We start from the raw sequence: 12,120 nt of genomic DNA on the forward strand, positions 1-12,120 counted from the left end.
CATGCCCGCCCTGCTCACCGTCGACAACGTCACCCAGGCGTTTCCGCTCAAGAACGGCGGCACCTATGTGGCCCTCAAGGACATCTTCCTCCAGATCGCAGAAGGTGAGTTCGTCACTCTGATCGGCCATTCCGGTTGCGGCAAATCCACCCTGCTGGATCTGCTGGCCGGCCTCACCCTGGCCACGGAGGGCGGCATCCTGATGAGCGGTCAGGAGGTCACCGAACCCGGCCCCGACCGGATGGTGGTGTTCCAGAACTATTCGCTGCTGCCCTGGAAAACGGTGCGCGAGAACATCGCCCTCGCCGTGGACAACGTGATGCCCAGGCTCTCCCGGGAGGAACGGCGCGAGATCGTGGACCGCAACATCAAGCTGGTGAAGCTCACGCCAGCGGCGGATAAGTATCCCGCTGAGATCTCCGGCGGCATGAAGCAACGGGTGGCGATCGCCCGGGCCCTGGCGATCCGCCCCAAGCTGCTGCTGCTCGATGAACCCTTCGGTGCCCTCGATGCGCTCACGCGCGGCAATCTGCAGACCCAGCTGATGGAGATCTGCCAGGAGGCCAGGGTCACCGCCGTGATGGTCACCCACGACGTGGACGAAGCCCTGCTGCTTTCTGATCGCGTGGTGATGCTCACCAACGGCCCGGAGGCCTACATCGGCCAGATCCTCGATGTGCCGCTGGCCCGGCCCCGCTCCCAGCTCACCGCCGTCGAAGACCCCACCTACTACGGCCTGCGCGCGGAGGTGGTCACCTTCCTCAACCAGCAGCGTGATGCCCGCCAGCAGCGCCTCAAACCCAGGGGCGCTGTGGCCTCAGGAACGCTGGAGAAGGTGAATCTGGAGATCGGCTTTGTGCCGCTCACCGATTGCGCCCCGCTGGTGATGGCCCTTGAGGGCGGCTTCTTTGCCAGGTACGGGCTGGATCAGGTCACGCTGCGGCGCGAAACCAACTGGAAAACCCTGGAGGCCAACCTGCGCCAGGGCGTGCTGGATGCGGCCCAGATGGTGGCGGGTCTGCCCTTTGCCATGACCCTCGGCAGCCAGGGGCGCCGCCCGGTGCCGATCACCTCGGCGCTCACGCTCTCGCGCAACGGCAATGCCATCACCCTGCACCGCCGCTTCCATGAGGCCGGCGTGCGCAGCGCGTCGGAGTTCAAGGCCTGGATCGCCGCCAATCCCGGCCATAAGCCGGTGCTGGCCATGGTGCACCCCGCCTCCATGCACAACCTGATGCTGCGTGCCTGGTTGGTGTCTGCCGGCATCGACCCCAGCAGCGACGTGGAGCTGATCGTGATCCCGCCCGCCCAGATGGTGGCCACGCTCAAGGCCGGCACGATCGATGGCTTCTGTGTGGGCGAGCCCTGGAACTCCCGCACCGTGCAGGAGGGGCACGGCACCGTGATCGCCACCGACACCGACCTCTGGGACGGCCATGGCGAGAAGGTGCTCGGTGTGCGGGAAGACTGGGCCGCCGCCCATCCCCACACCCATCAGGCCCTGCTCTGCGCCCTGCTGGAGGCCTGCCGCCACTGCGAAGACCCGGCCAACCGCCAGGAGCTGGCCCAGCTGCTGGCCCGCCCTGAATACGTGGGCACCAGCCCCGATGTGCTGCTGCCCGGCCTGGCCCAGGCCTACGACCGCGGCACCGGTGCGCCGGCGCTGATTCCCGGTTTCAACCGCTTCTTCGGGCCGGGCGTCAATGCTCCCGATCGCGCTGAGGCCACCTGGATCCTCACCCAGCTGGCGCGCTGGAACGTCTGCCCGTTCCCAAGCAACTGGGAGGAGGTGCTCAACCGGGTGCAGCGCCCGGATCTGTTCGGCAAAGCGGCCGCCGCCCTGGGCCTGCCCGCTGAGCCGCCCCAGCCCACACCGGTGGGTTTCTTCGGCGCCGAGCAGCTCGATCCCGCCGATCCCGCTGCCTACGTGCAGGGGCTGCAGCAGCAGCGCCCGCTGCGCATCGAGGCCGTGGTGCTGCCAACGGCACCGGCCGCCGCCACCTGACCCCGCCCCGCCTTCCGCCCCCGCCCGCTCCCCCATGCAGACCCTCAGCTCAACGGCGGCCAGCGCCAGCCGTGCCACCGGCGCCTATCTGGAGATTGACGGGGTCACCAAGGTGTATCCCAGCGCCCGGGGGCCCCACACCGTGCTCGACGGTGTGCATCTGTCCGTGGCGGAGGGAGAGTTCGTGTGCCTGATCGGCCATTCCGGCTGTGGCAAATCCACCCTGCTCGACATGGTGTCGGGATTCCGCCAGCCCACCACCGGCGAGGTGCGGCTGAACGGGGAGCGCATCGTTGATCCCGGCCCCGACCGCATGGTGGTGTTCCAGAACTATTCGCTGCTGCCCTGGTTGAGCGCCTACGAGAACATCGCCCTGGCGGTGAACAATGTGTTCCCCGAACTGCAGCGCAACGGCCAGGCCAAGGCGATCGTGGAGGAGCACCTGGCGCTGGTGGGCCTCAGCGAAGCGGCCCACAAGAAGCCGGGAAGTCTGTCGGGGGGGATGAAGCAGCGGGTGTCGATCGCCCGCGCCCTGGCGCTCAAGCCGAAGGTGCTGCTGCTCGATGAACCATTCGGGGCGCTCGATCCGATCACCCGCGAGGAACTGCAGGAGGAGCTGCTCAAGATCTGGGCCGATCACCGCGTGACGGTGCTGATGATCACCCACGACATCGATGAAGCCCTGTTCCTGGCCGACCGGGTGGTGATGATGACCAATGGCCCCGCCGCCACGATCGGTGAGGTGCTCGAGCTGCCGTTCGCCCGCCCGCGTGTGCGGGCCCGCCTGCTGGAGCAGCCCGAATACTTCGACCTGCGCAATCGCGCCCTCGATTTCCTCTACCGCCGTTACGCCCACGACGACACGTGAGGGCCGCCTTGCCAATTCATCAGTCCTTCCGTCAGCTGACGATGGCGGTGGGCCAGACCCTGCTGCTGGATGGCGGCCATGCCGCCGCAGCCTCGCCCATGCGCGTCCACTCCGGCATCCTGCGGGTGTTTTTGCTGGCCTCCTCGGGCCAGGACATCACGATCGGCTTTCTTCAACCGGGTGAAGTCTGCGATGCCCTGGCCCTGCGCCGCGATTGGGTGGGACTTGAAGCACTCTCCGTGGTGCAGATCGAACGGGTGGAGCGCACTGAAATGCTGGGCGTTCGCACGGACCTCAACACCTGGGCCCTGGAGTTGCTGATGATCCGCCACCACCCCGACACCGAACAGCGATTGAAGGCGCTGCTGGCCTTACTGGTGGAGCGCCTGGGACGCCGCAATGGTCTCTGGTACGAGTTGCCGCTGCGGATCACCCATGAGCGCCTGGCCGAGCTGATCGGGAACACCCGCGTCACCGTCACCAAGATGCTCACCCGCTTGCGTCAGTCGGGCCTGGTGGATGGCCATCTCACTGGCAGGGGCTCACCTGTTCTGCGCCTCTCGCCCGAGCTGGTGGAGGCGATGCTGCCGATCAGCTGAATCTCAGCCGGCGATCTCCGCCCGCTCCACCCGCACCGCCGCTGCCTTGAGCTCCGGCTGCTTTGAGATCGGGCAGCCGAGGGCATGCATCAGCCGGTTGGCCTCACACGCCTGCTCCTGGGCGGCACCCCAGTGCATCGGCAGAAACACCGTGCCCGGGCGAATTCGATCGGTGATCTGCACCTTCACGGTCAGCTCACCGCGACGGGAGCTCACCCGTGCGAGGGCGCCCTCCTCGAGGTTGCAGCAGCTGGCATCTGCTGGGTGGATCTCCAGCAGGGGCTCTGGATGGCTGCGGCATACCCGCTCCACATGGGCGGTGCGGGTCATCGTGTGCCAATGGCCGAGGTACCGCCCCACCGTGAGCACCAGGGGGAAGCTGTCATCCGGCGGTTCCGCCAGCCCCAGCGGTTGCTGGGCCAGCAGGCGGGCCTTGCCGTTAGCGGTGGGGTAGACGCCCTCGGTGTGCAGCCGTGGCTGGCCGCCCCCCGCCGCTGTGCCAGCTGGGAACGGCCATTGCTGGGGCCCGTGCTCGGCCAGCAGGGCGTGGCTCAGGCCGCTGTGATCGCAGAGCCTCCCGGCGGTGATCGACGCGAACTCGGCGTAGACCTCGGCCGCGGAGCCGTAGGCGAACTGCTTGGAAAACCCCAGCCGGCGGCCCAGCTCCGCGAAGATCGCCCAGTCGGGGCGGGCCTCGCCGGGGGCCTGCCGGAAGGCATGTGACAAGGTGACCCGGCGCTCCGAGTTGGTCATCACGCCCTCTTTTTCGCTCCACTGGGCAGCCGGCAGCACCAGATGGGCCACCGCTTCGGTTTCGGTGCCCGCGTAGGCCTCGCTCAGCACCACCAGGGGGCAATGGGCCACCGCCTGGCGCACCCGATCCAGCGACGGCAGGCTCACCAGCGGGTTGGTGGCTGCCACCCACCACAGGCCCAGTTCGCCGCGCTCCATCGCTTCGATCTGCTCCCACACCGAGAGCCCATCGCGCGCTGAGATCGTCCCGGGGGGAAAGGCCCAGTGCTGCTCGATCGCGGCCCGGTGGCTGGCCTCGTGGATCGAGCGGTAGCCGGGCAGCAGCGCAGCCAGGCCTCCGGCTTCCCGCCCGCCCATGGCATTGGGCTGGCCGGTGAGGGAGAACGGGCCGGCCCCGGGCTTGCCGATCTGGCCCGTGACCAGATGCAGGTTGATGATCCCCGCCACTGTGGCGGTGCCCTCCACGCTCTGATTCACCCCCATCGACCAGAGGCTGAGCACGCCGGAGCTGGCGGCCCAGAGTGCCGCCAGGCGCCGCAGTGCCTCCTCCTCGATGCCGCAGAGGGCGCAGACCCGCTCCGGCGTCCAGCCCGCCCAGAGGGCCGCCAGCTCAGCGAATCCATCGGCGCAGGCCGCCACCCGCTCCGGATCCACCGCCCCCAGCTGCAGCAACAGATGACCCACGCCATGCAGCAGTACCAGATCCGTGCCCGGACGAATGGCCAGATGCAGGTCGGCCGCTGCGCTGGTGGCGGTGGCCCTGGGGTCGACCACGATGATCTGCAGCGCCTCCTTCTGGTGCCGCTTGCGCTTGAGCAGCCGCTGAAAGAGCACCGGGTGGCAGTCGGCGGTGTTGGTGCCGATCAGCAGCACCGTGCCTGCTAAGTCGAGGTCGTCGTAGCAGCAGGGGGGGCCATCGGAGCCCAGGCTGAGCTTGTAGCCCGACACGGCCGAGCTCATGCACAGCCGCGAATTGGCATCGAAATTGTTGGTGCCGAGGGCCCCTTTGATCAGCTTGTTGGCGACGTAATAGTCCTCGGTGAGGAACTGGCCCGAGCCATACATCGCGATCGCGCCCGATCCACGCTCCGCCTGAATCAGCTGGATCCGCTCCACCAGGATCGTGAAGGCCCGCTCCCAGCTGATCGCCTCAAAGGGTTGGTCGCGCTGCTCGCGCCACAACGGTGTGCTCAGGCGGTTGCGATCGAGGGTTTCGGCCACCGTGGCCCCCTTCACGCACACCTGGCCGAGGGAGGAAGGGTGCAGCCGGTCTCCGCGCACCGTCCAGGAATCAGCGCTGTAGGCAGTGGCGTCAAGAGCCGCCGCCGCCGGCTTGAGCTCCAGCCCACAACCCACCCCACAGTAGGGGCATTGGGCACGGGCAGAAGACAGCACGGAAGAAGGTTCGAACACCACAGCGACGGCCAACGGCTCCGTCGGAGCGCTCACCAATCGTGCCGGATGATCCTAACCAAGTCGTGCGATCACCAGGTGCCGGTGTCGGCGGCGTGGACGCCGAGAGGGTGTGGGTATGCAAGGTAAGAGGATGCTCCGCCTGATGACCTTGCGCCTGGACCATGGCGCTGTGGATTCCGTCAGAGGGTCAAGCCCACGCGCGATGCAGCAGCCCCTGCGCATGGCCGGCAGGCCAGCGAAGGAACCCAGCCCTGCGGCGATAGCGGTGATCACCATCAAAGGTGTGGCTGCTGAGCAGCTGGTGACGGCAGCCACCAGGAGAGCCCATCAACGCGCAAGCTGCATCAGGGAGTGCCTCAGCATGGAAACCATGCGCAATTCATTCCACTTTCTCTGGCCTTCTATAGGCTCGCTTTTTGGTAGCCAGCTGGCGATTGCCGGTTTGATTCGCAGCCTCTGATCGAGCAGAGTGCGACCATTCATGCAGTCATGGCTGCAGCTCACTAGCTGAATACATCAGTCTGCGCAGTTTGCCCCGCGCCATTTCCAGGGTAGGAAGCGAGCGAGCTAGCCGTTGATCGGTGGCTGCTATTCCAAGTGGCTTGACGGGACGCTGGCCGGCGAAAGCGGTTCGATCCAATAGTGAAACCTCGATCTTGAAAATGTTCTGCATCATCTGCATGCCATGATTTGCTCTTACCCAGGAAATGAACAATCCCATCGGAAAAGCTGGCATCGGCTTTGCCTTTCGATGTGTTCCACTTCGGATCGAGCGTCAGCGAATCGCCTGCCAAGGCCATAGTCAGAGCATCCTGGTCCATTGGGTCAAGCACGTCTTGGTTGTCTTGAGCAATGTTTAGAGCATTGACCTGGATCTGGCGAAGTCGCCAGGCATCCAAGTTCATCACGATGACTCCTGATTTAACATGCTGGAGAGAATCTCTCAGTTTTAAGTTGCAGCGGAGGCGTTGCTGCTGTTCTGGGCTTGCGATGCCGCCATCAGTAACACAAGCGCTGGATTTAGCTTGTAGATTCAGGATCTGCAAGTCGTTCAAGTCTGAGCAAGCGATCAAATCCGTATCCAGGTTAATGCAGCGGGGCACCCCGGCCAAGAGCCCGGGAATAAAGCAACGGGCATGGGTAGGGTTGCTCCTGACGGGTAGAGTGGTTCGAAAGTCATGGACTTTCACAAGATCAAAATCAATGAACTTGATGGTGCCTCAGTTCGAAGGTTGTCAAGAAGCGCAGAGTTGCTGCTTGTCTGCTAAAGATAAATCGACGCTGATGGCATAGATGTTAAGGGTTGTGCTGCAGGCTTCCAATGCTGAGCGCACGGTGACCGCTGCTCCCCAGAGATCGTTGGCCGTTGCCGCAATGACAATCGTGGCCATTGCGCCTCCCATTGCACCTCGAGGCACCTCGTGATGAAAACGTAGCTCGCCCTCTTGATTCAGCTCGTTACCATCGCGAACTGGCCACACGGTCTTGCATGGCTCCTGGCATTCCTTCGCGGTGCCCTGATTTCATGTGGCAGGCGTTCCAGGCAATCATCGTGCCGTGATCTGACCGCTGTTCGGCTGCCTTTGTGTTTCTGAGGCGGTGGCCCATGCGTTCGGGCGGGCGCTCAGGTGTCGGTAGCCATGGTCTGGCTGTGAGGCAGCCGCCTGTACGTTCAAAGTCGTCACCTTGAACGCGCCAACCGTGCCGATGCCGATGCCGCACCGCGCTTTGCGGTGGCGTGTTGCCCGCGCCACTGAAGAGGCTCGCCGGGCACGGGGCCTTGTGCCCGGAATGGGGCGCGGGATGGTGGTCGTCCTGGTGGCTGTGATTACGGCACCGGCGCTGGCCGCGTCCACCGGTGCCGGCGCCTTGATCAGCCAGCGGCCCCCCACCGACAGCAGCACGCGGCGGCCTTCATCACCGGCCTCGCTCGGACCTCTCCCCGCCAGTTGGCAGGGGGTTCTTCCCGGCGCGGGCGGCCCGGTCCGCTGGCACCTCGATCTGGCTGCCGATGGCACGTATCAACTGCGGCAGACGTTGCTGAGCCGGCCGAAGCCCCAGGCGTTTGATGCCATCGGCCGCTGGCGGCTGGAGCCCGGCACGGGGCGGTTGGAGCTCAGCCGTGGCAGCGAGCCCCCGCTGCTCCTGCAGCCGCTTGCCGCCGGGGCGGCGCTGCGCCAGCTCGACCCCCAGGCGGCTACGACCTCTGCCAGCGCCAATGACCGGCTGACGCGCCTGCCCCAGGCCGCGCCCATCGACCCGCGCCTGCAGCTCACGGGTCTGTTCTCGTACATGGCTGATGCGGCCAGCATCCGCCTGTGCGCCACCGGCCAGCGCTTACCCGTGGCGATGGAGGCCGGCTACCTGGCCCTGGAGCGTGCCTACCTGGCGGCCCGCCCGGCAGACCGACCGGGCCAGCCGCTGCTGGTGAGCCTGGAGGGACTGATCACCCAGCGGCCGTCGATGGAGCAGGGCCAGCCGCCACGCCGCACCCTGGTGGTGGAGAGCTTCTCGGCCCTCACTCCCGGCCGGGGTTGCCCCAGGGAGGCGCCCCCGCTGCGGGGCACCACCTGGCGGCTGGAGGGCCTTGGCGGCCAGAAGCTGGCTACGCCGCCTGGCGGTCAGCCGATCGAGCTGCAGCTCTCGGCCGAGCGCCTGCAGCTGGCCGGCAGTGGCGGTTGCAATCGCCTGATGGGCGGCTTCAGCCTGGAGGGGACAGCGATCCGCTTCCCCCAGCTGGCGAGCACGCGCATGGGCTGCAGCCCGCCGGTGATGGAGCTTGAGCAGCGCTACAGCGATGCCCTGGGGCGGGTGCGCCGCTGGCGCATCGATCAGCGCCATCTGCTGCTGCAGGACGCCAGCGGAACAACCTTGCTGCGCTTCCGCCCGGCTCCGCAGGAGGGGTGATCAGGGGCAGGAGTGACGGTCAAGCGGGGGAATCAGGCGGAGGGGCGATAGGCGAAAGGACAATCGGGGGCTGGTCGGGTCTGGCGGGGGTGTTCAGCTCAGGCCGCTCAGAACAGTGCGATCAGAGCCTCGCGCCCCGATCCACGAGCAAGGCCTCTCAAGCTGCCCCCCGATCAATGACCCCCCCAGTCAGTGAAGCCCCAAGTGAATGACGTCCCAATCAATGCAATAAGGTCTACCTATCTATAGGTAATTGACCGATAAGTTGGCGCCCCATAGGCTGCGATCCATTCGGTCAAGGTTCATGCAGGACACTCTCGCCAGCCCAACAAGCCCAACAAGCCCAACAAGCCCGACAAGCCCAATCACCGAGCAAGGCCGCGGTTCGCCCGACAGCACCCCACCTGCGGCCCCACCCCCGGCCACCCCTGCAGCCGCCACGATCACTGCCACCGGCAGCGTTCCCTGGCATCAGCTGTTCCGGCGCGTGCAGATCGTGCAGACGCTGGAGGCGGTGCAGGACCTGATTGCGGTGGCGCTGTGTGTGGGCCTGTTCTGGGTGATGGTGCTGCAGATGCGGGAGATCTACTCCACGCTGATGACCACGCCGCGCTTTCACGCCATCACAGCCGACATCCTGTTCATCCTCATCCTGGTGGAGTTGTTCCGGCTGCTGATCATCTATCTGCAGGAGCAGCGTGTGTCGATCGGGGTGTCGGTGGAGATCGCGATCGTGTCGGTGTTGCGGGAGGTGATCGTGAAGGGCGTGCTCGAAACCGACTGGCACCAGATCCTGGCCGTGTGTCTGTTCCTGATCACCATGGCGGTGCTGATGGTGGTGCGCGTGTGGCTGCCGCCCACCTTTGCCGGGGTGAATCCAGAAGCGCGGATGTCGGCGCGGGTCAGACTGGACCATCACTCCCCCTGAGCGTCTCCCTGGCCCCCCTCGGTGTGCTGTTGCTGCATGGATTCGCGGGGAGCCTGGATTCCGTGCGCGTGCTCGTGGCCCCGCTGAAAGCGCTCGGTGTACCCCTGGCTCTGCCCACCCTGCCGGGCCATGGCGGTGCCAGCCCCGAGGCGCTGCGGGGCGTGACCTGGCCCGCCTGGATGGCGGCAGCCAACGCTGCCATGGAGGAACTGTGCACCCGGGCCGAGCGGGTGATCGTGGTGGGCAACAGCATGGGCGGCCTGATCGCCCTGCAGCTCGCCGCCGACCACCCGACCCTGATCGACAGCATGGTGCTGGCGTCGGCGCCGATCCAGCTCGCCTCCCCGCTGGCCCCCGGTGGGGCCCTGGCCCCGCTCGCGCCCCTGATCCTGGCTGTGCTGCCGCGCTGGCCGCTGCGCAAGCGCTACGCCGATCCGGCCCTGGCCGCCGGCGACACCAGCTACGTGTGGGCGCCGATCGGGGCGATCGCCACCTTGCTCGATTTCATCCGCCACACCCGCACCCGCCTCACGGCGGTGCAGGCCCCGGTGCTGATCCTGCAGGGCCGCCGCGACCCGGTGGTGGCGCCGGCGTCGGTGGCGATCCTGCTGCAGGAACTGGGCAGCCCGGCCGAGCAACGGCAGGTGGTGTGGTTCGAGAGCAGCCTGCACGAGCTGTTCCGTGATGGCGAGCGGGAGGCCGCCGCCGCCTGCGTGGCAGGCTTCGTGCAGCAGCGACTGGCCCTGGTGCCCCCCCCTGCATGAGCACAGCACCGCTGCGCTGCTGTCTGCTGAGCGGGGGGGGCAGCCGGCGCATGGGCACTGACAAGGCGCTGCTGCCCCATCCCGAGGGCGGCACTTGGCTGGAGCGCAGCCTGCGGCTGTTGCTGAGCCTGGAGCGGCCCGTCTGCCTGCTCAGCCGCCACCGCGCCCATCGCCTGCTGGCTCCGGCGCCGGTGGAGGTGCTCGATGAGCCGCCCCCCTGGGACGGACCGCTCACGGCCCTTGCCCGCCTGATGGACCGTTACCCCGGCGACCACCTGCTGCTCTGCCCGGTGGACATGCCCTGGCTCGATCGGCCCACCCTGGAGGCGCTGATCGCGGCCGGCACGGAGGTAAGCGGCACGGAGGCAGGTGGCACAGAGGCAGGCGGGACGGCCGTTCCCGCCGGCACCCTGCTCACCGCCCATGACGGACGTCGGGATCAGCCGCTGCTGGGGATCTATCCGGCCACGGCGGCCAACCGCGCCGCCCTGCGGCTGTATCTGGCGGCCGGTGACCGGCGCCTGCTGGGCTGGCTGCAGCGGCGCGGGCACCGGCCCGTGCCGCTGCCGGCGGCGGCGTTGCGGAACTGCAACCGACCAGCGGCCTGGCCCGGCCCCTGGCTCGTCAGTTCCCAGGGCATTCCGCCAGGGTGAGCCGATGACCGGGCCCTCCTCGCCGTTGCCGCCTGCCTCAGCGGGCGCCCCACCCCTGCGCGACCGGCTGGGCCGCCCGCCCGGGGTGCTGCGCCTCTCGCTCACGGCCCGCTGCAACCTGGCCTGCCCCTACTGCTGCCCGGACGCCCAGGACCCGCCGCAGCTGCTCACCCTCGAGGAGCGGGTGCTGCTGGTGAGCGAGGCGGCGGCGCTCGGCTTCCGCACCCTGCGGCTCACCGGCGGCGAGCCGCTGCTGCACCCCGGCGTGGAGGCCCTGGTGGCGGCGCTGCGGCCGTTGCGAGAGGCGGCGGGCGCAACGCGGCTCGAGGCGATCGCTCTCACCACCAACGGCCTGCTGCTCACAGCGGAGCGGGCCCAGCGGCTGCGGCAGGCCGGCCTTGACCGGCTCACGGTGAGCCTCGATGGCACCGACGGCGCCAGCGTGGCCCGCATGGGCGGGCTGCGGGGCGGCGCGGCGGCCGGCGATCGGGCCCTGGCCACGATCCTGGCGGCCCTTGATCACGCCCAGTCGGCAGGCTTCGATCCGGCGGAGGGGGCGCTGAAGCTCAATGCCGTGATCACCCGCGGCCGCAACGACGACCAGCTGCTGCCCCTGGCGGCCCTGGCGCGGCAGCGCGGTATCGAGCTGCGGCTGATCGAATACATGGATGTGGGCAACCGCAACGGCTGGGCGCCCGAGCAGGTGCTGCCGGCCCAGGAGATGGTGCAGCGGATCGGCGAACGCTGGCCCCTGGAGCCGGTGGGCCGCAGTGCCCATGGCACCGCTGCCCGCTGGCGCTACCGCGATGGCGGTGGCAGCGGCGGTCCGGGCGGCAGCCACCTGGCGGTGGTGGCCTCGATCTCGGCGCCGTTCTGCGGCGACTGCAACCGCCTGCGTGTCACCGCCGACGGCGTGGCCTACAGCTGCCTGTTCGCCGCCACTGGCCTCGATCTCAAGCCCTGGCTGCGGCCCGGCCCGGATCCGGCCGGCCTGGGCGCCGCTTTGAGCGGCCAGTGGCGGGCGCGCCGCGACCGCTACAGCGAGGAGCGTCAGGAGCAGACGCTGGAGGCCGCGCAGCGCCCCCATGCCGAAATGGCCTATCTGGGGGGGTGAGCGCCCTGTCGAGGGTGCAGGGATTGCGGAGCTTGAAGCTGGTGCTGCTCTAGCGGTTGAGCGTCACATCGACCACAAGCAGTTTGCGGTTCTGGCGCTTGTTAAGCTCGCTC

Annotated in this window: 12 protein-coding genes; 9 read left to right on the forward strand and 3 right to left on the reverse strand. The window is 67.8% G+C overall.

The annotated features are described in order from the left end of the window. The first annotated feature begins 1 nt into the window (after position 1). From ACWJI3_RS06205 to ACWJI3_RS06215, 3 genes are read left to right on the forward strand one after another with little or no spacing between them, the layout of a single operon-like run. The gene (locus tag ACWJI3_RS06205; RefSeq protein WP_480203204.1) at positions 2–2,005 is read left to right on the forward strand and encodes an ABC transporter ATP-binding/substrate-binding protein; all 2,004 of its coding nucleotides are present in this window, start codon (positions 2–4) and stop codon (positions 2,003–2,005) included. A gap of 34 nt (positions 2,006–2,039) precedes the next feature. Next, the gene (locus tag ACWJI3_RS06210; RefSeq protein ID WP_480203205.1) at positions 2,040–2,873 is read left to right on the forward strand and encodes a nitrate ABC transporter ATP-binding protein; all 834 of its coding nucleotides are present in this window, start codon (positions 2,040–2,042) and stop codon (positions 2,871–2,873) included. Positions 2,874–2,881: 8 nt separating this feature from the next. Next, positions 2,882–3,472: a Crp/Fnr family transcriptional regulator gene (locus ACWJI3_RS06215; RefSeq protein WP_480203206.1), complete on the forward strand. Its 591-nt coding sequence runs from the start codon at positions 2,882–2,884 to the stop codon at positions 3,470–3,472. 3 nt (positions 3,473–3,475) lie between these two features. Here ACWJI3_RS06215 and ACWJI3_RS06220 read toward each other — a convergent pair whose 3' ends face one another. Further along, positions 3,476–5,653, reverse strand: a complete 2,178-nt coding sequence (locus ACWJI3_RS06220; protein ID WP_480203207.1) for a molybdopterin oxidoreductase family protein — start codon at positions 5,651–5,653, stop codon at positions 3,476–3,478. A 190-nt stretch (positions 5,654–5,843) separates the two neighbouring features. Here ACWJI3_RS06220 and ACWJI3_RS06225 point away from each other — a divergent pair, with 190 nt between their 5' ends. After that, positions 5,844–6,101, forward strand: a complete 258-nt coding sequence (locus tag ACWJI3_RS06225; RefSeq protein ID WP_480203208.1) for a hypothetical protein — start codon at positions 5,844–5,846, stop codon at positions 6,099–6,101. 43 nt (positions 6,102–6,144) lie between these two features. Here the strand turns inward: ACWJI3_RS06225 and ACWJI3_RS06230 are convergent, their stop codons facing one another. After that, positions 6,145–6,831 carry a glycosyltransferase gene (locus tag ACWJI3_RS06230; protein ID WP_480203209.1) on the reverse strand — a complete coding sequence of 229 codons (687 nt, stop codon included), beginning with the start codon at positions 6,829–6,831 and terminating at the stop codon, positions 6,145–6,147. A 45-nt stretch (positions 6,832–6,876) separates the two neighbouring features. After that, positions 6,877–7,032, reverse strand: coding sequence for a hypothetical protein (locus ACWJI3_RS06235; RefSeq protein ID WP_158217457.1), 156 nt, complete (start codon positions 7,030–7,032; stop codon positions 6,877–6,879). A gap of 412 nt (positions 7,033–7,444) precedes the next feature. Between ACWJI3_RS06235 and ACWJI3_RS06240 the strand changes: the two genes are divergently transcribed. The 5 genes from ACWJI3_RS06240 (at position 7,445) to ACWJI3_RS06260 (ending at position 12,007) form a co-directional block, all read left to right on the forward strand. Beyond that, positions 7,445–8,548, forward strand: a complete 1,104-nt coding sequence (locus ACWJI3_RS06240; RefSeq protein ID WP_480203210.1) for an META domain-containing protein — start codon at positions 7,445–7,447, stop codon at positions 8,546–8,548. A gap of 304 nt (positions 8,549–8,852) precedes the next feature. Beyond that, positions 8,853–9,476, forward strand: coding sequence for a phosphate-starvation-inducible PsiE family protein (locus ACWJI3_RS06245; RefSeq protein ID WP_480203211.1), 624 nt, complete (start codon positions 8,853–8,855; stop codon positions 9,474–9,476). A 23-nt stretch (positions 9,477–9,499) separates the two neighbouring features. Beyond that, positions 9,500–10,240 (forward strand): alpha/beta hydrolase, encoded by a 741-nt coding sequence (locus ACWJI3_RS06250; RefSeq protein ID WP_480203212.1) that lies wholly within the window; start codon positions 9,500–9,502, stop codon positions 10,238–10,240. Further along, positions 10,237–10,893 carry a molybdenum cofactor guanylyltransferase gene (locus ACWJI3_RS06255; RefSeq protein ID WP_480203213.1) on the forward strand — a complete coding sequence of 219 codons (657 nt, stop codon included), beginning with the start codon at positions 10,237–10,239 and terminating at the stop codon, positions 10,891–10,893. Before ACWJI3_RS06250 ends, ACWJI3_RS06255 begins: the two co-directional genes overlap by 4 nt. 4 nt (positions 10,894–10,897) lie before the next feature. Next, on the forward strand, positions 10,898–12,007 hold the full coding sequence (locus tag ACWJI3_RS06260) for a GTP 3',8-cyclase MoaA (protein WP_480203214.1): 1,110 nt from the start codon (positions 10,898–10,900) through the stop codon (positions 12,005–12,007). The last annotated feature ends 113 nt before the right edge of the window (positions 12,008–12,120 follow it).

It is taken from the genome of Marcopretia estuarina LEGE 06307 (assembly GCF_056633115.1).

Excerpts from the sequence above, each read along its gene's own strand:
- ACWJI3_RS06245 (WP_480203211.1), top strand. The coding sequence starts at position 8,853 with ATGCAGGACACTCTCGCCAGCCCAACAAGCCCAACAAGCCCAACAAGC.
- ACWJI3_RS06260 (WP_480203214.1), top strand. The coding sequence starts at position 10,898 with ATGACCGGGCCCTCCTCGCCGTTGCCGCCTGCCTCAGCGGGCGCCCCA.
- ACWJI3_RS06205 (WP_480203204.1), top strand. The coding sequence starts at position 2 with ATGCCCGCCCTGCTCACCGTCGACAACGTCACCCAGGCGTTTCCGCTC.
- ACWJI3_RS06210 (WP_480203205.1), top strand. The coding sequence starts at position 2,040 with ATGCAGACCCTCAGCTCAACGGCGGCCAGCGCCAGCCGTGCCACCGGC.
- ACWJI3_RS06235 (WP_158217457.1), bottom strand. The coding sequence starts at position 7,032 with ATGGCCACGATTGTCATTGCGGCAACGGCCAACGATCTCTGGGGAGCA.
- ACWJI3_RS06255 (WP_480203213.1), top strand. The coding sequence starts at position 10,237 with ATGAGCACAGCACCGCTGCGCTGCTGTCTGCTGAGCGGGGGGGGCAGC.
- ACWJI3_RS06225 (WP_480203208.1), top strand. The coding sequence starts at position 5,844 with ATGCAGCAGCCCCTGCGCATGGCCGGCAGGCCAGCGAAGGAACCCAGC.
- ACWJI3_RS06240 (WP_480203210.1), top strand. The coding sequence starts at position 7,445 with ATGGTGGTCGTCCTGGTGGCTGTGATTACGGCACCGGCGCTGGCCGCG.